The 25413-nt window shown below is 65.6% G+C and carries 16 protein-coding genes; 14 read left to right on the top strand and 2 right to left on the bottom strand.

The genetic code is table 11. The features are described 5' to 3' along the window. Window positions 1-3: 3 nt before the first annotated feature. The 3 genes from CXY73_RS08610 (at window position 4) to CXY73_RS08600 (ending at window position 8860) form a co-directional block, all read left to right on the top strand. The gene (locus tag CXY73_RS08610; protein ID WP_104135341.1) at window positions 4-3927 is read left to right on the top strand and encodes a DNA-directed RNA polymerase subunit beta'; all 3924 of its coding nucleotides are present in this window, start codon (window positions 4-6) and stop codon (window positions 3925-3927) included. A 125-nt stretch (window positions 3928-4052) separates the two neighbouring features. Continuing rightward, window positions 4053-4349, top strand: a complete 297-nt coding sequence (locus tag CXY73_RS22730; protein WP_146071699.1) for a hypothetical protein — start codon at window positions 4053-4055, stop codon at window positions 4347-4349. Window positions 4350-4369: 20 nt separating this feature from the next. Then, window positions 4370-8860: an FtsK/SpoIIIE domain-containing protein gene (locus tag CXY73_RS08600; protein ID WP_104177488.1), complete on the top strand. Its 4491-nt coding sequence runs from the start codon at window positions 4370-4372 to the stop codon at window positions 8858-8860. Window positions 8861-8882: 22 nt separating this feature from the next. Here the strand turns inward: CXY73_RS08600 and CXY73_RS21515 are convergent, their stop codons facing one another. Further along, window positions 8883-9155, bottom strand: a complete 273-nt coding sequence (locus CXY73_RS21515) for a hypothetical protein (protein WP_158253038.1) — start codon at window positions 9153-9155, stop codon at window positions 8883-8885. Window positions 9156-9236: 81 nt separating this feature from the next. Between CXY73_RS21515 and CXY73_RS08595 the strand changes: the two genes are divergently transcribed. After that, a complete protein-coding gene (locus tag CXY73_RS08595; RefSeq protein WP_104135343.1) occupies window positions 9237-9533 on the top strand; it encodes a WXG100 family type VII secretion target in 297 nt (98 codons plus the stop codon). Here the strand turns inward: CXY73_RS08595 and CXY73_RS08590 are convergent. Beyond that, complete coding sequence (locus tag CXY73_RS08590) at window positions 9530-9892, bottom strand: hypothetical protein (protein ID WP_104177460.1); 363 nt, start codon at window positions 9890-9892, stop codon at window positions 9530-9532. The genes CXY73_RS08595 and CXY73_RS08590 overlap by 4 nt on opposite strands. Here CXY73_RS08590 and CXY73_RS08585 point away from each other — a divergent pair. The 10 genes from CXY73_RS08585 (at window position 9879) to CXY73_RS08540 (ending at window position 25411) form a co-directional block, all read left to right on the top strand. Next, the gene (locus CXY73_RS08585) at window positions 9879-10289 is read left to right on the top strand and encodes a hypothetical protein (protein ID WP_104177459.1); all 411 of its coding nucleotides are present in this window, start codon (window positions 9879-9881) and stop codon (window positions 10287-10289) included. The genes CXY73_RS08590 and CXY73_RS08585 overlap by 14 nt on opposite strands. A gap of 134 nt (window positions 10290-10423) precedes the next feature. Then, entirely contained in the window at window positions 10424-10615 is a 192-nt protein-coding gene (locus CXY73_RS08580; protein WP_146071697.1) for a hypothetical protein, read from the top strand. A 71-nt stretch (window positions 10616-10686) separates the two neighbouring features. Further along, window positions 10687-10932, top strand: coding sequence for a hypothetical protein (locus tag CXY73_RS08575; protein WP_104135347.1), 246 nt, complete (start codon window positions 10687-10689; stop codon window positions 10930-10932). Between the two features lie 49 nt (window positions 10933-10981). Beyond that, on the top strand, window positions 10982-11389 hold the full coding sequence (locus CXY73_RS08570) for a hypothetical protein (RefSeq protein ID WP_104135348.1): 408 nt from the start codon (window positions 10982-10984) through the stop codon (window positions 11387-11389). Between the two features lie 299 nt (window positions 11390-11688). Continuing rightward, window positions 11689-12828 (top strand): serine/threonine-protein kinase, encoded by a 1140-nt coding sequence (locus CXY73_RS08565; RefSeq protein ID WP_104177458.1) that lies wholly within the window; start codon window positions 11689-11691, stop codon window positions 12826-12828. Beyond that, window positions 12828-18848, top strand: a complete 6021-nt coding sequence (locus tag CXY73_RS08560; protein WP_104177457.1) for an Ig-like domain-containing protein — start codon at window positions 12828-12830, stop codon at window positions 18846-18848. Before CXY73_RS08565 ends, CXY73_RS08560 begins: the two co-directional genes overlap by 1 nt. Window positions 18849-18876: 28 nt before the next feature. Further along, window positions 18877-19842, top strand: a complete 966-nt coding sequence (locus CXY73_RS08555) for a MoxR family ATPase (protein ID WP_104135351.1) — start codon at window positions 18877-18879, stop codon at window positions 19840-19842. Between the two features lie 143 nt (window positions 19843-19985). Then, entirely contained in the window at window positions 19986-21245 is a 1260-nt protein-coding gene (locus CXY73_RS08550; protein ID WP_233198233.1) for a DUF58 domain-containing protein, read from the top strand. Next, the gene (locus CXY73_RS08545; RefSeq protein ID WP_104177456.1) at window positions 21242-23860 is read left to right on the top strand and encodes a transglutaminase domain-containing protein; all 2619 of its coding nucleotides are present in this window, start codon (window positions 21242-21244) and stop codon (window positions 23858-23860) included. The genes CXY73_RS08550 and CXY73_RS08545 overlap by 4 nt, the downstream gene beginning before the upstream one ends. Beyond that, window positions 23861-25411 carry a DUF5684 domain-containing protein gene (locus CXY73_RS08540; RefSeq protein ID WP_104177455.1) on the top strand — a complete coding sequence of 517 codons (1551 nt, stop codon included), beginning with the start codon at window positions 23861-23863 and terminating at the stop codon, window positions 25409-25411. The last annotated feature ends 2 nt before the right edge of the window (window positions 25412-25413 follow it).

Below are 25413 nucleotides of genomic sequence, written 5' to 3'. Positions count from 1 at the left end.
AAATTGCTCGACGTAACAACATTTGACGAGCTTCGTATTGGCCTGGCTACTGCAGACGACATCCGTCGTTGGTCGCACGGTGAGGTCAAGAAGCCCGAAACCATCAACTACCGCACGCTCAAGCCGGAAAAAGACGGCCTGTTCGGTGAGCAGATCTTCGGACCCTCACGGGACTGGGAATGCTCATGTGGCAAGTACAAGCGTGTTCGCTTCAAAGGCATCGTCTGCGAGCGTTGCGGTGTAGAGGTCACGAAGTCGTCGGTGCGCCGTGAGCGCATGGGTCACATCGAACTCGCTGCCCCGGTCACGCACATCTGGTACTTCAAGGGTGTGCCCTCGCGTCTCGGTTACCTGCTGGACATGGCTCCGAAGGACCTTGAAAAGGTCATCTACTTCGCCGCATACATGGTCATCACGGTGGATGAAGACGGTCGCCACCAGGACATGCCTGGCCTCGAGAACGAGCTGCGTCTCGAACTCAAGACCATCGAGTCCAGCCGAGACTCGCGCATCGCCGATCGCCTGCAGCGCCTCGAAACCGACCTCGCAGCGCTGGAGGCCGAAGGCGCAAAGAGCGACCAGAAGAAGCGCACCAAGGACGCCGCCGAAAAGGAAATGGGCCAGATTCGCAAGTCTCTGGACGAGCAGGTTGCTCACCTCGAGCGCGTGTGGGAAGACTTCCGCACCCTCAAGGTCGGCGACCTGAAGCCGGAAGACTCCGTCTTCCACGAGCTCCAAGACCGTTTCGGCATGTACTTCGAGGCCTTCATGGGCGCCGAAGCCATCAAGAAGCGCCTTGAAGCCTTCGACCTGGTCACCGAGAGCGAAAACCTGCACCTGCAGATCGCCGAGGGCAAGGGTCAGAAGAAGATCCGTGCCATCAAGCGTCTGCGCGTAGTCAACGCGTTCATCATGACCGGCAACTCACCGGCCGGAATGGTGCTCGACGTCGTCCCAGTGCTCCCGCCCGAACTGCGCCCGATGGTGCAGCTTGACGGTGGCCGCTTCGCTACCAGCGACCTCAACGACCTCTACCGTCGTGTGATCAACCGCAACAACCGTCTGCGTCGTCTGCTTGACCTCGGTGCTCCCGAGATCATTGTCAACAACGAGAAGCGGATGCTGCAGGAGGCCGTCGACGCACTGTTCGACAACGGTCGCCGTGGTCGCCCGGTCACCGGAACCGGTAACCGTGCCCTCAAGTCCCTGAGCGACATGCTCAAGGGAAAGCAGGGTCGTTTCCGCCAGAATCTGCTCGGCAAGCGCGTGGACTACTCCGGCCGTTCGGTCATCGTGGTCGGGCCGCAGCTCAAGCTGCACCAGTGTGGTCTGCCCAAGCAGATGGCACTCGAGCTGTTCAAGCCGTTCGTGATCAAGCGCCTGATCGACCTGAGCCACGCTCAGAACATCAAGGCCGCCAAGCGTATGGTTGAGAGGAGCCGTCCGCAGGTCTGGGACGTGCTCGAGGAAATCATCCGCGAGCGCCCCGTCATGCTCAACCGTGCACCCACCCTGCACCGCTTGGGCATCCAGGCCTTCGAGCCTCAGCTCGTTGAGGGAAAGGCGATCCAGCTGCACCCGCTCGTCTGCGCGGCGTTCAACGCCGACTTCGACGGTGACCAGATGGCCGTGCACCTGCCGTTGTCGGTTGAAGCCCAGGCCGAGGCTCGCATCTTGATGCTCGCTTCGAACAACATCCTCAAGCCGTCCGATGGCCGCCCGGTGACCCTGCCCACCCAGGACATGATCATCGGTCTGCACCACCTCACCACGATGAAGGAAGGTGTGGTCGGAGAAGGCCGCGCGTTCTCCACCGTGTCCGAGGCGATTCTCGCGTTCGACCAGAAGACGCTCGACCTGAACGCCAAGGTGCGCATTCGCCTGACCGACAAGTTCTTCACCGAGGGCACGCAGCCCGATGGTGTCGAACTGGTCAACGGCCAGGCTGTCGGCACCGTTCTGGTCACTACGAGCCTCGGTCGCGCCATATTCAACGAAGCGCTTCCGGCTGACTACCCGTACTTCGAAGACGTTGCCAACAAGGTCACCATGTCGACCATCGTCAACGACCTCGCGGAGCGGTACGTCAAGGTTGAGGTCGCTGCAACCCTCGACCGGATCAAGGATGCCGGTTTCTACTGGGCAACCCGTTCCGGTGTGACCGTTGCGCTCAGCGACATTTTGACTCCTCCGAACAAGAAGGAGATCGTCGCCGGCTACGAGAAGCAGGCTGCCAAGGTTCAGGGCCAGTTCGACAAGGGTCTGACGACCGACCTCGAGCGTCGCCAGGAGCTCATCCAGATCTGGACTCGCGCTACGGAAGATGTCGCCGCAGCGATGCAGGCGAACTTCCCGGCCGACAACACCATCAACCGCATGGTGACCTCTGGTGCTCGTGGTAACTGGCTGCAAGTGCGTAACATCGCCGGCATGCGAGGCCTCGTGAACAACCCGAAGGGTGAGATCATCCCTCGCCCGATCATCTCGAGCTACCGCGAAGGCCTGTCCGTCGCCGAGTACTTTATTGCTACTCACGGTGCTCGTAAGGGTCTGGCCGACACGGCTCTGCGTACCGCCGACTCGGGGTACCTCACCCGTCGTCTGGTGGACGTTTCGCAAGATGTCATCATCCGTGAAGATGACTGTGGAACGACGAAGGGCCTTGAACTGCCCATTGCCGGAACCGATGCCACGACCGGTGCGCTCCTGCGGGGCGAAGACGGCGGCCTCCTGGTCGACTTCAACGTCGAGAACGCGGTCTACGCTCGCAGCCTGGCCGCAGCCGCGGTCAACGCTGCCGGTGAGGTCATCGCTGACGCCGGAGACGACGTCGGAGACGTGCTCATCGCGAAGCTCATTGCCGGTGGCGTCGAAACCATCAAGGTGCGTTCCGTACTGACCTGTGAGTCTGCCGTCGGTGTGTGTGCGGTCTGCTACGGCCGGTCGCTCGCCACGGGCCAGCTTGTCGACATCGGTGAGGCCGTTGGTATTATCGCCGCGCAGTCCATCGGTGAGCCCGGCACCCAGCTGACCATGCGTACCTTCCACACGGGCGGGTCGGCATCCGCTGACGACATCACCCAGGGTCTGCCGCGTGTTCAGGAGCTCTTCGAAGCACGTACCCCCAAGGGTGCGTCTCCCATCGTCGACTCCGCCGGACGTATCACCATCGAGGATTCGGACAAGGGCCGCAAGGTCATCCTGATTCCTGACAACGGTGACGAAGCGATCGCCTACCCGGTGCTCAAACGTTCAACCCTGCTCGTCGAAGACGGTCAGCACGTTGAACTCGGACAGCAGATCATCATCGGCGCCGTCGACCCGAAGGAAGTTCTTCGCGTCAAGGGTGTTCGCGCGGTGCAGAAGCACCTCGTCTCCGGTGTGCAGGAGGTCTACCGTTCGCAGGGTGTACCGATTCACGACAAGCACATCGAGGTCATCGTTCGCCAGATGCTTCGCAAGGTGACCGTCGTCGAACACGGAGACACCGGATTGCTCCCGGGCGAGCTCGTTGACCGGTTGAAGTACAACGACCTCAACCGCACCGCGCTCACCGAGGGCAAGAAGACGGCATCCGCTCGCCAGGAGGTCATGGGTATCACCAAGGCATCGCTGGCGACCGAGTCCTGGCTGTCGGCCGCTTCCTTCCAGGAGACCACCCGGGTTCTGACCCAGGCGGCCATGGAAGGCAAGAGCGACCCGCTGATGGGCCTCAAGGAGAACGTCATCATCGGTAAGTTGATCCCCGCCGGCACCGGCCTTCCCCGATACCGCGACGTCACCGTCGAGGCAACGGAAGAAGCCAAGGCTGAGCGTTACCCGAACCGCATCTTCACCGAAGATGCGTCGTTCAACGAGGGTGACCTGAGCTTCGTCGACTTCGACAGCTTCTCGTCGGATGACCTGACTCCGGGTACGTATAACTAATACCCACCCGTTCTAAACGGATGGCCCCTGCTTCGGCAGGGGCCATCCGTCGTTAACGTGCACGACCTGGCAAGTGGATGCCCGGGGCTAGCCGCCGCCGAAACCCTCATTCCGCTGGATGCCCCGTGACCGACAGTGCGCGATCCCCTGTGACAGAGGCGGAATCGGCAATCACCCTGATCGAACTCCTGGTTTATCTAGGTTTTGCTGTCGTCGTGCTTGCGATCATCGGCGGCGTACTGATGAGCTCGTTGGGAATCGAAGGGAACGTGCGCAGCACGACCGAAGCGACCAACCTCGGACCGCTGACCCTCCGTTTGCCGCCGGGCCCACCTTACGACTCAGGGCACCGGTCACCGAGCACGGGTTCGCAGCGCGCCCGGGGTACGCTCGGAGCACGGGTTTATCGCCGATGCGCCTGAACTCGAACCTGGGGGCTCACGTGCGGTTGAAAGTTACGTTGGCCCGGTCCAACGGTCAGAACGACGACATCGTCGTTACAACGGATGCCGCGGCAAGCATTTCCGACGTGGCCGGCACCATCGCCCGGGTCGATCCGCGCTCGCCACTCATGCCCGGTGCCGCCGACCAGCCGCTCACGCTGCGCACGGTCGCTCCCGGCGGCACCGACTGGTTGCTGCTGCCGCCCGATGCCCTGATCGGCGAGGACTGGGTCGGCTCCGGCGCGAGCGTCGCGCTCGCCGATTCCGAGACCTTCTATGTCTCCGAGGAGCACGGCGGCGCCCCGACCCTGGCCGTCATCCACGTGTTGACCGGCCCGGATGCTGGAGCACAGATCGCCCTCGGCCGCGGGTCGACCATCATCGGTCGCGGGCCCGACTGCGACGTGGTGCTCAGCGACAAACTCGTCTCTAAACGTCACGTGCGCCTCGAAGTCGCCGCCGGCATCGATCTCGTCGATCTCGGCTCGGCTAACGGCGTCGTCGTGGACGGCGGGCTGGTCACCCGGCTGCGCATCGAGCAGGGCGAGACTGTGCAGATCGGTGACACCGAGCTGCGCATCACAGTCGTCGAGACCGTGGCCGCGACCGGAGACGAACACCGTGACGGCCCGGTCTACTTCAACCGCTCACCGCGAGTGGAAGGGCGCTACGCGGGTCAGGAATTCGCAGCGCCCGAGGTGCCGACCGAGAAAGACGACCAGCCGTTTCCCTGGCTGGCCATGGTCGCGCCGGTGCTGCTCGGTGTGAGTATGTGGCTCATTTTCGACCGTCCAGCGGCGCTGCTGTTCGTGTTGATGAGCCCGATGATGCTCATCGGCAACTTCTTCATGAACCGCTCCAAGGACAAACGCCTGCTGAAACGCTCGATCGGCCGGTTCGACACCCGCCTGGCCGCGCTCCGCGCGCAGCTGTTCACCGAACGCGCCCTGGAGCAGCAGGCCCGCCTCGGCGAATCGCCGTCCACCGTCGAAGCGCTGACCGAGTCGCTCGAGCGCGGACCGCTCATGTGGACCCGACGGCCCGAGCACTGGTCCTTCCTCAACGTGCGGCTCGGCCTTGGCACCATGCGCTCTCGTAACACGGTCGATGCCTCTCTGCGCGGCGAACTGCTGCCCGAATTTCAGGAGCGGCTCGACGCTGTCATCACCGAGCACGCCACGGTGGATCAGGTTCCGCTCATCGACAACCTGTTCGATGCCGGGGCCCTCGGCGTGGCCGGCAGCGCTGCCGCCTGCACGGGCACAGTCAACTCCCTGTTGGTGCAGCTGACCGCGCTGCACTCACCGGCCGAGCTCGCCGTTGCCTCGCTCGTTACACCGCACTGGTCGAGCGAGCTCGAGTGGCTCAAATGGCTGCCGCACACCTCCTCGCCGCAGAGTCCACTCGCGGGCGGCCACCTGGCTGACAGCGCGTCGAGCGCCGCATCCGTTCTCGCCGCACTGGAAGAGGTCATTGCAGAGAGGCAGAAATCCAAGAAATCGGCGCGGCGCGGCGCTATGGAGCAGGAGCGTGCGGCGCTCGAGCGCGGCGAAGAAGTCGGGTCGAGTTACACCGGCGAGGGCACGAAATCGCCCATTCCGGCGATCATCGTGGTCATCGCCGACGATGTCGCCGTCGATCGCTCCAGGCTCGTGCAGCTCGCCGAAAACGGTGCGGATGCCGGCGTCTACCCAGTCTGGATCGCCCGCACGGTAGCAGCCTTGCCCGCTGTCTGCCGCACCGCCGTCGAAATCGACGAGAGCACCGGGCTCGGCACCGTCTCGTTCGTGCGGTTCGGTGAGACCGTAACGGATGTCGCGGTCGAGTCGGTCGACTCCGCCACGGCCCTGCACTTCGCGCGTCGTTTGGCCCCGGTCATCGACGCCGGTGCCCTCATCGCCGACTCGAGCGACCTGCCGCGCTCGGTCTCGATGGTCACCCTGCTCGGCCACGACCTGGTCGAGGCGCACGATGCCGTCATCGACCGATGGCGGCAGAACGCCTCCATGCATGACCGCACCCCCGGAGCGGTGCCGCACTCCAAACGCGCCGGAACCCTGCGGGCGATCGTCGGGTCCACCGGCGTGCAGGCGATGCACCTCGACGTGCGCACCCAGGGCCCGCACGCGCTGGTCGGCGGCACGACCGGTGCCGGCAAGAGCGAATTTCTGCAGGCTTGGGTACTCGGCATGGCCACCGAGTACAGCCCGGACCGGGTCACCTTTCTGTTCGTTGACTACAAGGGCGGTTCGGCATTCGCCGATTGCGTCTCGCTGCCGCACTGTGTCGGCCTGGTCACCGACCTGAGCCCCCACCTGGTGCGCCGGGCTCTCACCAGCCTGCGCGCCGAACTGCGTTACCGGGAACACTTGCTCAATTCCAAAAAAGCCAAAGACCTGATCGAGCTCGAGAAGCGCGGCGACCCGGACAGCCCGCCGGCTCTCGTGCTCGTCATCGACGAATTCGCAGCACTGGTAAGCGAGGTGCCCGAGTTCGTCGACGGCGTCGTCGACATAGCCCAGCGTGGCCGTTCGCTCGGCATCCACTTGATCATGGCCACGCAGCGCCCCGCCGGCGTCATCAAAGACAACCTGCGGGCCAACACCAACCTGCGCGTCGCACTGCGCATGGCCGATGAATCCGACAGCAACGACGTCGTCGGAGTCAAGGATGCCGCACACTTCGACCCTGGCCTCCCCGGCCGCGGCATTGCCAAGACCGGTCCGGGCCGGCTGCAGCAGTTCCAGTCTGGGTACGCCGGCGGCTGGACCTCCCGCGAACCCGAGAACGCCGAAATCGGCATCGCCGAACTGCGCTTCGGCGGGGAAACCGCGTGGGAACCGCCGAGTGACCCGCTCGCCGGGCAGGAGCGCGAGCTCGGCCCGACTGACCAGCAGAAGCTCGTCGCCGCCCTCGTCGGAGCGGCTGGTTCGGCGCAGATTCCCGCGCCGCGACGGCCCTGGCTCGACGAACTGCCGTTTCTGTGCGACCTGGCACCCATTGTGACCCAAACGGATGCTGTCCTCGCGCTGGGCCTGGCCGACGCGCCAACCGAGCAAAAGCAGCGCCCGGTCTGTTTTCTGCCTGATGTCGACGGACACATCGGCATCTACGGCACCGGTGGATCCGGCAAGAGCGTCGCCCTGCGTACCCTGGCGATCGCGGCCGGCAGCACGAGAGCGGGCGGGCCCGTCGCGGTTTACGGCCTCGACTTCGCCGCCGGCAGCCTGCGCATGCTCGAACCGCTGCCGCATGTGGGCAGCATCATCGGCGGCGACGACACAGAACGCATCATTCGCCTGTTCCGACTGCTCAAGGCCGAACTCGAATCGCGCGGCAACCGCTTCGCCGAGGCCACCGCGTCAACCATCGCCGAGTACCGCGCGCTGGCGAACCGTCCGAACGAGCCGCGTATCCTGCTGCTCATCGACGGGTTCGCGGCCTTTCGGGAAGATTGGGAGGTCGCGAGCGGCCGGTCGAACTGGTACGACGTATTCCGCAGCATCCTCTCGGATGGTCGTCAGCTGGGAATCCACGTGGCTTTCACCGCCGACCGCTCCGGCTCGGTGCCGAGCTCCGTGCGCTCGAGCGTGCAACGTCGTGTGGTCCTACGGCTCGCCGACGATACCGGCTACAACCTGCTCGACGTGCCCGGCGACATTCTGAATGCGAAGTCGGCACCGGGCCGCGCAATTTTCGACGATCTGGAAACTCAAATCGCGGTCTGGGGCGGTTCCGCCGTAGCCGCGGAGCAGGCGGCCGCCGTGCGCGTGCTGGCCGCATCGTTGCGGGCAGAGGGGATCCAGGCCGCGCTGCCCATCGGCAGCCTGTCCCGCGACTATCCCGCCACCGAGCTTCCTGACCGGGTCAAGTCCCAGCCGACGCTGGGTCTGAGCGATGAGACGCTCGCCGCGGTCGGTTTTGAGCCGCGCGGCACGCTGTTGTTGTCTGGCCCCCCGGCCAGCGGGCGAAGCACTGCGCTGCGCGCCCTCATGCACGCCTTCGAGCGGTTTGACCCGACGGTCGCGCGGTATTACATCGGCAATGCGCGGTCAGGACTGGCCGGTCTGCCCGGCTGGGTCAGCACGGCCACGACCATCGTCGAGGCCGTGGAACTGGCCAAAGAGCTGACCAAGGCGGTGAGCGCCGACCTGGCCACCCCGCGCATGGCGATCGTCGTCGAAAACCTCGCGGACTTTCTGCAGACCCCGGCCGATGCTGTGCTGGTTGAACTCATCAAACAGGTCAAGCGCAGTGACCATTTTCTGGTCGCCGACGGTGAAACCGCGTCGTGGAACTCCTCTTGGCCGCTGTTCGCCGAGATGAAGAACACGAGGCGCGGCCTGCTGTTGCAGCCCGACACCATCGAGGGTGACATTCTGCTGAAGACGCCGCTGCCGCGACTGAACCGTGCCGAGTTTCCGCCCGGTCGCGGCATGATGGTGGCCAGCGGAAAGGTCGTGCGGGTGCAGCTTCCGCTCGTGGAGTAGCTGCTGGCCCCTGCACTGACAATCAGCCCTCGCCAGTCGGGCTCCTGAGGCGGTCTCCGAGAACGCTGACACCCGGGGCGAGGAGATCGACGGCGACATCGGCCCGCAACTGGCTGAAGGTGCGCAGTTCGCCCGTGCACCGCAGGCGGAGGGCGGTGTCAGCAAGCTCGAGCAACGAAAAGGGGTAGGTCTCGATCGCTCGTTCCTCCCGCCTCGACCAGCGAAACGGGCAGGGTGTCGGCGAGCTCGATGAGAACGACTGCAAACCGGCGCTGCGTCTAGACCGAGAGTTCACCCCCATTAGCCCCTTTCGGGGTATAGCCATTAGGTTAGGACCACACGCAGCCCGTTCGGGCTCAAACCTCTGGGGGACACCATGGCCAATCTCAACGTGACTTATTCCGACATGACCGATGCCGCTGGTCGTCTGAGTTCCGGTAAGGAAGACCTCATCACCAAGCTCGGCGAGCTGCAGACGCTCGTGAACAACCTGGTCGGCTCCGGTTTCGTGACCGATTCCGCCTCGGGGGCCTTTCAGACGGCCTATGACGCTTTCACCCAGGGCACGACCCTCGCGGTCAACGGTCTTGATGGTATGAGCCAGTTCCTCACCGCCGCTGCCGACGCCCTCGGCAACGCGGACACCGAGCTCGGCAACGCTATCCGCGGCTAAGTCCCCATCGCAGTCCACAGGGTCGAAAGAGAACTCTGTCTGATTTTCTGGTTGATACAACCCTGCTCCGAGACATGGCGAGCGACGTCTCGCTGATTCAAACCGAGTTCGATACGGCCAAGGCGACGAGTCAGAATTTGGCGGATGCCGTGGGTCGCCCTGGTCTCGCCGACCGCGTGACCGCATTCGCCAGCAACTGGGATTACCGTCGCGGCGAACTGGCGGACCAGCTCGCGACCCTGAGCGAGAACCTGCTCACCGCGGCCGACGGTCTCGAAAACACCGACAGTGAACTGGGTGAATGTCTCATCGAGGCCACCCAGCCCGCGAGCGCCGGAGGAACGGATGACCCGGCCCACCGACTGGTCGCCCCTGGGCTTTTACAGCGACCCGATTCCGGGCGATCCGAGCGCCGCACGGGCCATCGCCGGGGAATACTCGAGCGTTGCAGAGGCCATCACGCGGGTCGCGGTGAACCTGCGCGGTTTGTCGGGCTGTGAGGGCATGGTCAGCGACGTGGCAGCGACCCGCCCCGCCGCCATCGCCGTGACGACCGCCACCATTGTGAACGCTGCCGCTGAAACCGCGACTGGGTACAAATCACTCACCGAGGGCATCATCGAGGCCGCCTTTGCGATTCTCCCGTTCGGGGTGGGCAAGATCGCCGGGAGGCTGATCCGCCGCGATGTGACGGCTGTGCGTAATGACACTGCGGGGGCTGCGGCCAACGCGCTCATGAAGAGTAAGGCCGGTTAGGGAATCTCCGGTTATACCCTGGCTGCTGCGCGAACCGAGATCGATCAGACAAGGCGAGCACTGCTCCGCGCCTGCTCGCCCTTCCGGTGGTCGAATCACGTTCGGTGCCGCGCTCTCGCGCGGAGTGGCGCGCAATGTCCAGCCTCGAGTCGAAGTCCGGGCTCGTCTCTGACACGGTCATCGCTGCCTCACAGCCCAAAAGAATGTGGACACTAGGCGGCGCGTGGGCCGTCAACGAATTCAGTGCTCCCGTTGGCGAAAGTGTCGTCAAGGGCGTCGCCGAGCCGATGTACGTCGAAAAATTCACGGCACGGGATGAAAATTGATGATGAATCGCCCGCAGATGGAGGAGAAGACTCATGACCGACTGATCGCCGTGCGCAGTTAGTATGCCCTCATGGTGACGGCGTTCGTGATGGTCGCTGTTACTCCACTCGCACTCGTCTTCAATGTGATCATGGTCATCGTCCTGAAGATTCCGGGCAACACGGGGCCCGGGACATCGAGTCACGTGGGTCGCCTCGCGGGAACCCTGCCGTACCCGATACCGGCCTGGACGGCCCTGCTGTGTGCGGTGTCCTTTGCCGCACTTCTGATGATCTGCTGGATGCAGTCGAGCAATTGTTCGACGCGATGGCGCTGACGATCAGATTCGCCCCGACAGCTGCGCGAACCGCACCGGCAGGAGTTCCATGAGCATCTTCGTCGACCATCCGGATGACTGGATCGGAATCTCGTATTTCGACGCGGGTGAACGGTGGGAACGACCAGAGGACTGGGCGCGGGAACTGATCGACGCGATCGCTGACGGCGAGAACGTCTCCCGTGAACAATGCGACCACATCGAGAATGTCTTCTTCATGCTCGCCCAATCCGTTGCAGAGCGAGGGGCCTCCGCGTCCTTCCTTCGCCTCGGCAACTGGGACGGCCCGCTCGTTCTCGCGGACCTTCGGGTTGAATCACGCCTGGCGGCGGGAACGATCTCGGTCGAGGACTATGCCGGTGCAGCGGACCTCGACGCCATCGATCCCCCTGGTCGAGCCGTTCGTCACCACGAGCGGTTTGGGGGGAGTGCGGTGCATGCGGTATCTGACCCGTGAAATGTCGGTCCGGGCGTCATTGCGACCCGGGACTACGCATGGGAGGTCGATGAGACTCTGGTGGCGCTGCGCACAGCGAGCTACGACCTGCTCGAATTCGAGCAGACGCTGCCCTACATGGATGCGCTCGCCCGGACTGTCTACTCCATTTAGTGATACACCCCCATTTTGGGGGTGTATTATATCCCCGTGTGGGTGACGGGGTCGGGCGCCGTGGTTAGGCTTGATTGCGAGACCAGCTGAGTCTTTGCGAGTAAAAACAAAGACGCACCACAGGAACAATGCAGGTCGGGGGAGTAATGGGCAGGCGGCTTCCTTCTGCTCCGCCCGTTTTGTCGGGCTACAGCTATGTTCGCCCGCTTGGCACCGGCGGATTCGCCGACGTTTTTCTGTTCGAGCAGAACATGCCGCGCCGTTCAGTGGCCGTGAAGGTGCTGCTTCAAGACATCGTCGACGACGACGTGCTGCGCTCCTTCAACGCCGAAGCGGATGTCATGGCGCGGCTCAGCTCGCATCCGTCAATTCTCACCGTCTACAACGCGAGTATCTCCGCCGACGGCCGCCCGTATCTGGTGATGGAATTCTGCCCTGGCTCGTACTCGTCGCGCGAGCGCGCGGAGCCGCTGCCCGTGGCAACGGTGCTGGGCGTCGCGGTGAAGATCGCCTGTGCGCTCGAGACGGCACACCGTTCCAAGGTGCTGCACCGCGATATCAAACCCTCCAACATCCTCACCACGACCTTCGGCGGCCCGGTGCTCGGCGACTTCGGCATCGCAGCTTCGCTCGTCGGGGGCGCCCGCAATGAGCTGTTCGCCATGTCCCTGCCGTGGAGCGCCCCTGAGGTCGTCGACGAACGCACGACCGGCTCGATCGCTACCGAGGTCTGGTCCTTCGGCGCCACCCTGTACTCACTGCTGGCCGACCGGGCCCCGTTCGAGCTGCCGGCCGGCTCTAACGGGTCGCGCACGCAACTGAAGCAACGCATCCACCGCGCCAAATACACGAGCATCGGGCGAGCGGATGTTTCCCCAGCCCTCGAAACGATTCTCGCCCGCATGATGAGTCGCGACCCTGGCGCCCGCCAGGCGAGCCTGCTCGAATGTGCGCACGACCTGCAGCGCATGCAGCGCGATCTCGGACTGCCGATCACAGCGCTCGAGGTGGCCGACGCGGCCTGGGCTGAGGCCGGAGCCCCGGTGGACTTCAACAACAGGGAAGCCCGCGGCGCGGTCAACTCTGACGTGATCATTCCCACGCTGCGCCCCGGCCGCCTCACCCGCCGCCCGGCTTCGCAAACCCGCGAAGGCACCCTGACCGACGTGGATGAGCCGCGCCGCGCACGAATCTCGCCGCTCACCCTCGCGCTGCTCCTGGTCGGGGCTGTCGTTGTTGGCGGAGGCGTCACGGTCGGCACCCTCTTTCTCGTGGGGCTGATCTGATGGCCGGCAAGTGGGCGCGCGGTCGGCTGCGAGCCCTCTCCCCGAAGCGCCGCGGCATAGTGCGGATCGCCGCGGTCACCGCGATCGGCGCGCTGCTGGCCACAGTGGCCATCGTCGTTGATGGTTTCGATGTGAAGCAGACGCCGGTGCACGCGAGCTCGATCTGGGCACTGCAGAGCGGCGACGGCAACCGGTACGCCCGTATCAACACCGACCTGCTCGAGTTGGATACCGTGAAAACCGTGCCGGCGCCGAGCGAATTGGTGCAGACCGACGCGACCGTGCTGCTCTACGCGCAGAACAACGAAAAAGTCGTCGACGTGAGCCTCGCGGCGCCGATCGACCTCGGCGACGACGCCGCCGACTACGACGTGACCCCGGCCGGCACCCGCACCGTCGTCTCATCGGGGGCCTGGGTCGGCTACCTCACGAGCACCGGAGCGGTGTTCGTCGGGGCGGTCGGTGCGGCCGAATCCCCGCGCCCGGTCAACCCCTACGCCGATGACGAGGTCATCGAGGGCGAAACCGCCCGCTCCTACGTCTCCGATGCCGTTGCGATCACCCCCGACGGCGTGCTCTACAGCTATTCCAGCGCGGCAAGCAGCGTTCTGAGCTATTCCATTGTGGACGACGAAATTCTGGGTGATGACACCGTCACCGACGGTCCGACCGAGCCAGGCACCCAGCTGAGCGTCGTCGGCGATACCTGGGCGCTGCTCGGCGTGGCCGGCGACGAACTTTGGCTGGCCGGCCGGAACGAACCGGTCGAGACGAACCTGAGCGAGCTGGCCGTATTGCAGCGCCCGAGCGGTGGCGCCGACGCCCCGCGTAGTGCCGACGGCCTGCTCGTGGCCGACCAGACCGGCCTGGTCTCCTTCGCCCTAGATGACGGTGCCCGCACCGAGCTGGTCGGCGATTCCGAAACTGTACTCGGTGCCCCGGCCGCGCCGACCCCGTTCCACGGCGACCGTTATGCAGCGTGGCTGCCGTCCGGCGGCACCGGCGGCACCCTGTTCAGCGAGAGCGCCGGAGAAACGACGCTCAGCTACGGCACGGCCACACCGAACGGCGACGCAGCCCCCGTGTTTCGGGCCAACGACTCTCTCATGATTCTCAACGACATCCAGAGCGGATGGGTGTGGACCGTTCCCGACGGCGCCCTGGTTGCCAGTTCGCAGGACTGGACCCTCGCCGCCGTCGAAGAGCCGCAGCGCCAGGACGACGTGCAGGAAGCTTCAGAGATCGTCGAACCCAAGCCTCCCGTCGCCGTGCCCGACGCCTTCGGGGTGCGCAACGGCCAGCTTGCCCTGCTGCCGGTGCTGCTCAACGACCACGACGCCAACGACGACGTGCTGACCGTGGTCCCGGCCTCGGTCACCGGACTCGACCCGTCTTGGGGCACCATCAGCGTTACTGACCAGAACCAGGCCATCGCCGTGCAGGTCGCGGCCGACGCCCGAGAGTCAGCCACGTTCAGCTACGCCGTCACCGACGGATCCCGTGCCGACGGACTCAACTCGTCGACGGCGACAGTCACCCTGACCGTGCACGGCGACGACGTGAACGCCGCACCGGTATGGTGCGGCACCGAGGGCTGCCTGCACGACTGGCCGAGCCCCGAGGTGCAACCCGGCGGTACGGTCACCGTTCCGGTGCTGCCCGGCTGGGTCGATCCAGACGGGGATCCGATTTTCGTCGCATCCGTTCTGAACACGACCGACGTCGGCTCGGTCAGCGTGACGCCGGCCGGTGTGCTCGTCTACAAACACCCCAACGCGGCCGACCAGACCGCGCAAGCGGCCACCATTCTGGTGCGCGTCTCAGACATTCACGGTGCCACGGCCGAGAAAGTGCTCACGATCACGGTCACGCCGACCCCTCAGCTCACCGTCGAACCGTTCGCACTGCTCGCCTCGGTGAACGAGCGCCTCACGGTCAGCCCGGCCGAGTATGTCTCCAGCGCAGCCGGCCTGTACCGCATCGAATCGGCGACCACCCCGACCAGCTCCGCGGGAGTCACGGTCGGTATCACCGCCAACGGAACCTCGTTCGACTTCGTCGCCACCACGCCCGGCAACTACACGGTCAGCCTCACCATCGCCGACGACGCGAGCGAAGTCGTCTCGCTCGTGCGCATTTCGGTGGTCCCAGCAGATGCGCAGGCCCTCACCACCTCCCCGGTGACCGTTTTCGTGCGCCCCAAGGCCGACACGAGCGTCGACGTCTTCACCGCCGTCTCCAATCCGGCCAGTCGGGTACTGCTGCTCGGTGAAGCCATTCCCGACACAGTGTTCGGTGCGTCCCTCAGCGTTGACGTGGTCGGTCAGAATGTGCTGCGCGTGCGCGGCTCGACCGCCGACGAACGGCCGGGCAAGCTCGGCACCGTGCGCTACACAGTCTCTGACGGCACCGAAAACCCCCTATACACAGTGCGCGGCGAGGCGACCGTCTACCTGCTTCCGGCTTCAGTTCCGCAGGCGCCGATCGCCAGGAACGACAGCGTATCGGTGCGGGTCGGCGCCCAGATCGACATTCCCGTGCTCGCCAACGACGTGGCGCCCGACGGCAACATCGTCATGCTCGACCCCGAGTCGGTGCAGAACCGCGAGCGACAAGGCCTCGCCTTCGCGGCCGGAGCCGAACTGCGCTACCTCGCGCCGGACCAGCCTGGAAGCTACGAACTGGGCTACAGCGTCTATGTCGCCGGCGCCCCCGAACTCATCGATTCGGCCGTCGTCTCGATCGAGGTGCTCGCCGACGGCGACAACACGGCTCCACAGCCGCATACCCTTTACGGCCGGGTGTTGTCGGGGGAGAGCACCGAGATTCCCTTCGACAGCTTCGGCGTCGACCCCAACGGCGACACCGTCGTGCTCGACCGGGTACTCACCCAGCCGGCTCGCGGAACCGCCTCGATCAACGCCACTGGCGACGCCATCGTTTATTCGAGCCCGCTCGACTACAGCGGTGCCATCGAATTCCAATACCGGGTGCGCGACACCAGCGGCGCCACCGGCATCGCCCTGGTACGCGTTGGTGTGCTCGACCAGCGCTCCAATCCGAGCCCGATCACGTTCAGCGACTACGTCGAGGTGCAGGTCGGTACCGACAGCCAGGTGATTGTGCACCCCGCCGCCAACGACATCGAACCCGGCGGCGGTCGCCTCACTTTGACCGGAGTCACGCCCGACGCCCCGGCCGACTCGCTCGAATATGACGCCCTGCAACAGCGCATCGAGCGGGTCACTGACAATCAGGTGGTCTTCACTGCCGGCGACGAGCCCGGACTACTCACCTTCGTCTACTCCGTCGCCAATGCGAACGAAGACGTCGGCCAGGGCCTCATCGTCGTTAAGGTGGTGCGCGCCTCCGTTCCAGATTTTCCCATCGTCATCGACACCACCGTCGCCCTCGATGACCGCGACTCGTTCCCCACGGGCATCGACGTCGTCACCGACAAGGTCTCCTGGAAGTCCGGCGACGTCGGGGGTCTGACCCTCGCACTGTGGGGCGACCATCCCGGCCTCACAATCTCCGGCTGGAAGATCAGCGGTGACGTTCCTGACGAGGGACTTCTCGCCCCGTTCTCGCTGACCGGCCTCAATTTTCAGGGTGTCGAAGTCACCACCTACGGGTTCCTGCGCATTCCTTCAGCGGATGCCATCATCCTCGCGCTCAAACAGGGAAATGTCGAACAGAACGTGCGCGAAGACGCCGCCGTCACCTTCGACCTGACCAGCCTGGTATCGATTCCGGCCGGGACCGAGCTGCAACTGGATCGCGCCGGCATTCGTTCGTCGGGGGAACGCGTGAATGCGAGCTGCACTTTTGAGGGCGGAACGAGCGTCACCTACACGGCCGGATCCGATGCCCCCTGGACCGACTCCTGCACCGTTCCGGTGCGCATCGACGGTCAGGAGGACTACACCCAACTGGTCGTTCCGGTCGTCGTTGAACCCCTCGACCCGCAGCCGACCCTTCGTCCGGCGGCGCTGACTCAAAGCCCAGGCGCCGACGCGATTCGCTACGACCTGAGCCACATGGTCGACTGGCAGGGTAAGGGAGCGGTTCCGGCGCTGACCTTTTCGACCGAGATCACCTCCGACCAGTTCAGCGTGTCGCAGGACGGCGCCATTCTCACGATCTCCGTAGCGGATAACGCCGTTTCCGGCCGTGAGGCCGCTGTAAAGGTGAGCCTCGCCAGCCACCGCGACGCCGAGCCGGCCCTGCTCGTGCTCAAGGTCGGTCCGGCGCCGAGCGAGCTGCCCAAGGGCGGCACCGTGGCGACGAGCTGTTCGCAGTCCTCCGGCTCAAGCTGCCAGGTCACGGTCGTCGGCGTGCCCGGCGAGGTCAACTTGTACCGCAATACCCCGCTCGTGCTGGTGTCGGTCGCAGCGCCGAGCACCTGCGTCGGCGTCTCCTTCGCGGTGGAGAACACCCGCAGCGTGCGAGCCTCCTGGTCGAGTGATACCGCCGGCGGGGTCTGCCAGGCCAGTTTCGTGGTGCAGGATGCCCAGGGGAAGCTCAGCGCCGGCAGCCGCACCGGTTCGATCACGGTCGATCTGCAGGGCTATCCCAAGGCGCCGAACTCGGTCACCCAGATCGCCTACGGCGACGCGTCGATCACCCTCGCCGTCAGCCCCGGCGGTGCCAATGCCGCCTACCCGGCGCTGACCGGATTCGCGCTGTACCGCAACGGTGCATCGGTCGGGCGTTGCGACGAGTCGGGTGACTGCGGCGTCATTCGCACGACCGAGAACGGTCAGAAGGACCTCTACGAAGCGAAGGCGGTGAACGCCGTCGGCGAGTCCCGCTCCGGCGTCAGCGTCACAGCCTGGTCCTATGACACCCCCGGCATGGGCCGACTCACCACCGAGCCGGTCTTCGAGGAGGGCACCACGAGTGCCGAGATCGGCGCCGTCACCGTGACCATGGAGAACAACGACCGATCCACCAACCGCTACAGCGTGAACGGCACCGAACAACGGGTTGCGACGCCCGGTACCGGAACGACCGAACTCACCCTCGCGCTCGGCGTGGGCCCGCAGACCATCACGGTGACCCCGCTCAGCCGCGACGACCAGCCGGCGGGCAACGGCCCGACCGAGCAGACCACCTCGCAAACGGTGCTGGTGGCCGGTTCGCCCGCCATCACCCACCCCGGTGATTTGACCGCGCAGAACCGCTCGATCAACGTGGCGAACGCGAAACTCGACAAGAATTTCAGCGTCCTGCCTGAGGACGTGCTCTACGTCGCCTCGCTCGCCGAGGGCGCGACCTGCACCCTGACCGCGGCCGGATTGGTCTCGGCCGGTGCCGCGGCCACTTCAGAAGACCCGGCAATCGATGGGTTGACCAAGCACACGAAGTACTTCGTGACGGTGTGCTACTCCAACGGCTATGGGGTCACCACGGCCAATGCCGGGGGGATCACCACCTGGGAGCGGCCGGCTGCGCCTGGCACGGGGAAGTACACCTACGCCATTGCAGCGCCGGCCAATGGCCAGTACCTGCTCACGGCGCCCACATCGTCGTCGACCGTGCCGGCTGACTTCGAGGCCGACTTCGAGAACTTCGATGCCGTCACCGGGTCGATCGTCTTCGGCGCCGACCCTGGAATTCGCGTGCGGTACTGCACGGAGACCGACTCCACACTCTGCAGCGACTGGTCGGCCGTGACGGCAGCGGATGCCGGCCAAGCGTGGCAGGTCAAGTACGCCGTAACCGATCTGGCGACGCCGGGCTGCATCATGGGCGACATTCTCGAGGTCGTCGTCAACGGCACGTCTGACGGCCTTCCCTCCGCCAATGTCACCGCAGCGCAGTACGACGTCGCCAACCCGAACGGTGGTCGAATGTGGGTGAACGGTGACAAGAACGTTCCCGGAGACGCGAAGCAGACCCAAAAGGTTCAGTGGACCATCAACTGGACCGCCCCCGCCACCGTCAACCTCCCCACCGTCTCTGGAACCCTGGCCGGTCCCATCGGCTGTAGCGCAGCATCCGCACCGACCACCTAGACCTCGCCACACTGAAAGAGCTGTAGACATGACAATCACCACTGAACAGTCAGAATGGTTTGCCGCGACCTTCACGATGATGGTCGACAACGTGGAACAGGTTGTCCTCGGCAAGCGCCACGTGATTGAACTCGCCTTCACCGCGATGGTCAGCGAGGGCCACCTGCTGCTCGAAGATTACCCAGGCACCGGCAAAACCTCGCTGGCCCGCGCCATGTCGCAGACCGTGCAGGGAGTCTCGAGCCGAATTCAGTTCACCCCCGACCTACTGCCGGGCGACGTGACCGGCATCACCGTGTACGACCAGAAGACCGGCGAGTTCGAGTTTCACAGCGGCCCGATCTTCGCCAACGTCGTGCTCGCCGACGAGATCAACCGGGCCAGCCCGAAAACCCAGTCGGCGTTGCTCGAGGCGATGGAAGAGGGAAACGTCACCATCGATGGTGTCACCCGCTCCACCGGTGTGCCATTTCTCGTCATCGCCACCCAGAACCCGATCGAACAGGCCGGCACCTACCGGCTGCCCGAAGCCCAGCTCGACCGCTTCATGATGAAAGCCTCACTCGGCTACCCCGACCTCGCCGCGACCATTCGCATTCTCGAGGGTACCGCCGATGTTCGGCACGATCTTGCACCGGTCATCACGCCACAGGCGCTCGTCAGCATGAGCGACATCGCCCGCACAGTGTTCGTGAACCCTCTCGTCTACGACTACATCGGACGCCTGGTAGAGGCCACCCGCGATGCCAGCCAGGTGCGCATGGGCGTCAGCGTGCGCGGTGCCCGCGCCCTCACCAAGGCCGCCAAGACTTGGGCCGTCGCGCATGGCCGCACCTTCGTCACCCCCGACGACGTCAAAGCCCTGGCCGAGCAGGTGCTTGCGCACCGCATGGTGCTCGACCCGGAAGCTGAGTTCGACGGCGTCACCGCGAGTGCCGTCATCGGCCAGATTCTGCTCGACGTCCTACCGCCCAGTCGGAGCGACCTGGCGTGAGCTTTCACACCGAATCGCGGCGATCCCAGACATCAAATCTGGCGCGCACGAGCACCCAGACCAGGTCTGCAACGCACACCCGGTATGCCACAACGCATACCAACTACGCAGGGCGCACGAATAGGTCAACAACGTTGACCCTCGTGGGCGCGGTCGTGCTCTGGATGCGCCTCTCACGCGCTGTGCGAATTGGTGTGCGGGCATCCGTCGACTGGGTCGGCGAAACGGTCACGCCGGCTGGCTGGGTCGTCGTCACGGCCGCGATCGTGTTGTTGCCGCTCGGCCTGGTCTTCGGCTGGACCGAACTGATCGTGACTGGCTGGGTGGCGGTCGCCCTCATGCTCATTTCACTGCCGTTTCTGGCCGGTGGCCGCGCCTACAGCGTCGACTTCACGCTGCCGGTGGACCGGGTCGTCGCCGGCTCCGAGGTACTCGGCACCCTCACCGTGACAAATATCTCCAAGCGGATTGAGCTGCCCGGGCGCGTTGACGTTCCGATCGGCCAGGGGCTGGCGGATGTCTACGTGCCACTGCTGCGCGCTGGTCAGGTGCACCAGGAACACGTTCGCGTTCCCGCCTACCGCCGCGGCGTCATCGACGTGGGCCCGGTCACGACCGTGCGCAGCGACCCGCTCGGCGTGCTCGGCCGCGAAGTGGCCTGGGCCGACGTGAATCGTCTGTTCGTGCATCCCGTGACGGTGTCGATTCCGAGCACGAGCGCCGGATTCGTGCGCGACCTTGAGGGCAACCCGACGAGTGACATCGTCGACTCCGACATCTCGTTTCACGCCATTCGGGAGTATGCCCCCGGCGACGGGCAGCGGCACATCCACTGGAAGTCCACCGCCAAGACCGGCAAGCTCATGGTGCGCCAGTTCGAGGAGAGCCGGCGTTCGCGCCTCGCGATCGTGCTGAGCCTGAACAAGGCGGAATACGCCTCCGAGGACGAGTTCGAGATGGCGGTCAGCGCCACCGGTTCGCTCGGCGTGCGTGCCATTCGCGACGGCCGGGACCTGGCCGTCGTGGCGAGCGAAGAGATTCCCGATATCGTGCGCAGCAGCATCCGCTCGGTGCGGAGTTTGAGTGTCGTGTCGACGCGCACCCTGCTCGACGACCTCGCCGCCATCGAGACCAGCGCGCACGCCATGAACGTTGAAGACGTATGTGTGCTCGCAGCCCAGGTGGTGCCTGATATGTCGATCGCATTCGTGGTGTGCGGCGGCACCATGACCGCCCGGCGGCTGCAGGCGCTCACCCTCAAATTCGCCGGCAACGTGCAGGTCGTCGCCGTGCTGTGCAACCCCGCCGCTCAACCGAGCTTTCGCGACCTGGCCGGTACGAGCGTGCTGACCATCGGCGTGCTCGACGACTTTCGTTCCCTGCTGAGCAGGCGGGCCACATGAGCGCGCCCGCAGAACGGGCTGCAACCGCCACGGGCGGCGGTCTTCCCCCGCGTCGGCCGCGCCGCGCACCCAGCCAGCGACAGTCGCTCACGATCAACGCATTGTTTGTGGTGCTGATGCTGCTGGTCGCCGTCTGGGCGGCTTGGCCGATCTACCAGGACAGTGCCTACCTGCTCATGGCAGCCGGAGCGATCGCAGCGGGCATTCTACTGGCCTGGCTTGCTCGCGCCCGTGGCTGGTCCTGGTTCAGCCTGCTGCTGGCCATCCTCGGCGCATACCTGCTGCTAGGGGTTCCGCTCGCAGTGCCGTCGGCCCTATCGAGCGCGTCTAACGCGCTCGGCGGCCTGCTCGACCTGGTCACCGCCACAGTGTTCAGCTGGAAGGAACTCGTCACCATTTCGCTGCCGGTCGGGTCATACCAGACCTTGCTCGTTCCGGCCTTCGTGCTGTTCCTCGGTGGTACCACCGCGGCCCTGTCGCTCGCCTGGTGCGGCGGCCGGCGCTACGCCATCGCCGTTCCCCTGATCTTCGCCGTGCAACTGTTCGGGCTGGTGTTTGGGTCGACCGCCGAGAGTGAGCCGTTGGCGGTCGCCGGGTTCACCGTTCCGGCACCGCGGGAGACCTTGATCGGCCTGGCCGCACTACTGCTCGACTTCGGCTTTCTGGCCTGGCGCACCCACCTCGCCCGCAGCGAAGCCCTCAATTTGGCGGCCCGCACGACCGGTGTGCGGCGCACACCCGGCGGCCTCGGCGGACGCGTACGCCGCGGCGCTCTGGCCTTCGGCGTGCTTGTACTCGCCGTCGGAGTGTCGCTCGGCGGGCTATCGATGCTCGCGTCGACTCCGTCCCGCGAGGTGTTACGCAGCAGCATCGACCCGGCCGTCGAGCTGCGCGAATACGTCAGCCCGCTCAGCCAGTACCGCAGCTACTTCAGCGCGGAGCGGTATGACGAGGAACTGTTCACTGTAACGCCTGTCGATTCCGGCGAGCCGGCGAGCCGGGTGCGCCTGGCCGTGCTCAGCCACTATGACGGGGAGGTTTTTCGGGTCGTCGACCCGCGGTCGGGCGCGAGCAACCAGGACACCGCCTTTGCCCGGGTGCCCCACAGCCGCGGTTCGGCCAGCGGCGGCGTGACGACCTTTGCGATCAGTGGGTATCAGGGCGTTTGGATGCCGGGGACCGAGGCGCTGACGAGCATCCGCTTTGCCGGTGAACGCGCGGCAGAACTGAGCGACGGGTTCTTCTACAACACGGGGACGGCTTCCGGTATTCAGCTGAACGCCCTCGAAACCGGTGAGCGTTACACGATCGTTTCCCCGCGCGAAGCGGATGCGACGGATCTGGCCGGTCTCGCCCGCCCGGCCGCTGCGTCCCGGCTGATCGATGTGTCGCTCATTCCGGCGAGCCTCGGCGATTGGGTCACCGCGCAGGAGGTCAGCAGCGATGGTGCCGGTCTGGCCGAACTCGTCAGCCGGCTGCGGGAGCGCGGCTATCTCAGCCACGCACTGACCACGCCAACGGCAGAGTCCTGGACCGCTGACCTCGGCGATTACCAGTTCTCGCCGAGCCTGTCCGGCCACTCGGTCGCGCGCATCGACGCATTGTTCACCGCCCTGCTGGAGAAGCAGAACAACACCACCTCGACCGAGAATTCCCAGCTGGTCGCCGCCGTCGGCGATGACGAACAGTTCGCCGTGGCGACCGCACTGCTGGCCCAGTACCTCGGGTTTGAATCCCGCGTGGTGCTGGGATTCAGCCTCGCCGAGGCCGACGCGGTTTCTGGCGCACCCGGTGCCTGCGTAGATGGTGTCTGCGCGGGCCGGAATCTCGCAGCGTGGGTAGAAGTGGCCGGAGGCGGTGAAAGCTGGATCACCGTGGACGCGACCCCGCAGTTTCAGAACCCACTCTCGCCGATCGACGATGCCACCCGCGACCCGCAGTACAACACCGAGGTGTTGCCCGAGGGAGCCACCGAACGGCAAGCCCCCGAGGCTAACCCGACCAGCGGCGAAGATCAGCAGGAAGAAGAACCGGTCACCGGCATCGACCTGGCCTGGCTGTTCGCGGCCCTGAAGATCGGCGGCATCAGCCTTGCCGCCTTACTCGTGGTGAGCACACCGTTCATGGTCATTCTGGGCGCCAAGATGAAGCGACGCCGGGACCGGGCGAGGGCGCCGGACGTGTCTGCACGGTTCGCCGGAGGCTGGGACGAATACGTCGATGCTGCCGTCGACCGCGGACTCGCCGACCAGGGCAGCATGACCCGGGTCGAGATCGCGAGGCATTACCAGTCGGCCGGCGGTGGGGTGCTCGCGGCACTGGCCGACCGGGCCGTGTTCGGCGAGGTGCCCCCGGTCATCAGCGACAGCGATGCCTTCTGGGCGCTCGTCTCCGCTGAGCGGGCCGGACTGGCCGCGAGCGGCACCAGGCGCGACCGCTGGCGTGCCGCCCTCTCGCTGCGTTCCTTCTCTCGACTGGCGGATGCCGGCCGATCGTTTAGATTTCGACACCACAGGCGCGGCACAGTTCGATTAGACGTCACCACAGTGCGCCCCAACCGGCGCGACATCAGCAGAATGGGGGAGCGACCGCGCACCAGCGGCCGCAAATCATAAATGGATGAATCAACATCTGGAGCGATCATCGCCGTCGTCGTGGTGGCCGTGCTACTCGGTCTCGGTCTGTACGTGTTTACGTCGATCGCCCTCGGCAAGGTCTTCGTGAAACTTGGCGAGCAGGCCTGGAAGGCGTGGGTGCCGATCGTTAACACCATCACCCTGTTTGAGCTGGGGCGGTATTCGGCCCTGTGGGTCGTGGGATTGTTCATTCCGGTCATTGACATCGGTGCCTTCATCGTCTTCATTCTGGCGGTCAACAACGTCAACCGACGGCTCGGCCGCGGCGGCGGATTCACGCTGCTCTACCTGGTCGCCTTTCCCATCTGGGCCGGCGTGCTCGGGTTCGGCAAGTCCGTCAACACCGGCTGGCTGCCGGTACCGGCCGCTACCGGGTACGTTCCGTTCACCCCGGTGCCGCCGCTGTCCGGCCCGGCTGCGCCGAGTGCGTCGCCCATTCCGGTGGTGCCCGTTCCAGCTGCGTCGCCGGTGTCGCCGGTTCCAGCGGTGCCGACCGTGCCGGCCGCCCCGCCCCGGGCGCCGGAACCCGTTCGCCAGTCCGAAGCGCCGTCCAGCGCGGTCGCGACTGGGTTTCCCGTTCCGGTGCCGGCGTTGCTGCTGGTCGCACCGCCGCTGTCGGCCGCACCCGTCGTTCCGGCCGCGTCCACAGCCGCGGACCTGCCGAGCGTGCTGTCCACTTCGCCGGCCACGCCCACGCCGCCGGTCGTGCGTGGCCTGCCCACGGGCCCGCCGCCGTTCTACGTGAGGTTGCCGACGACGTCCCCGGTCGAGCCCCCAATCGTCACAGCTCCGCCAGCCATGGTTGCTCCGCCTACTCCATTTGTAGCGCCGGTTGCCCCGCCTGCTCCATTTGTAGCGCCTGCACCGCTTGCTGCGCCGCCGGTCATTCCCGCCGCGCTCGTGCACCCGGTCGAACCGGATGCCGCGTCCCTCGCCGTCCCGCCCCTCGATGCCCCGCCGCCCGCTGTCTCGCCGGCTCCAGTGGTCGCCGCGACGAACGCGTGGGCACGGCCAGCACCAGTCGTCCAGGCGGCCCCGGTTGCTGCCGCCCCGGTTGCTCCCGCACCGGTAGCTCCGCCCGTCCCGATCCCCGTCCCGATCCCCGCAGTGAGCGCCGCTGACCTCGCCGAGGCCCGGACCGAGACCGAGACCGAGGACGAGGACGACCTCGACGAGACCATGATCGTCGTACGCCGAATAAAGCCATGGACGCTTGAAACCGAGCACGGCCTGAAAGTCTCGCTCACCAAACCGGTCGTGCTGCTCGGACGCAACCCTGCGCGTGGCAGCGCACATCCGGATGCACAATTGGTTTTGCTGCAAGACCCAGGTAAGACCGTGTCGAAGACCCACGCCCGCCTCGACTTCGTTGACGGGGCTTGGGGCATTCGCGACCTGCAGTCGACCAACGGCATCGTGTTTATCGATGGCGCCGGCGACGAAAGCGAGCTCGATGCGGGCGCGAGCGCGTCGCTGACGGAGCGGTTTTTACTGGGGGAGCTCGCGGTCCGCATCTACCTGGAGGACTGAAC

Origin of the sequence: Cryobacterium sp. Y50, from assembly GCF_002929805.1 — a bacterium.
GTDB lineage: Bacteria > Actinomycetota > Actinomycetes > Actinomycetales > Microbacteriaceae > Cryobacterium.
Note: the sequence above shows the minus strand (reverse complement) of the source record. Positions and strands in the feature narration are given on the sequence as shown.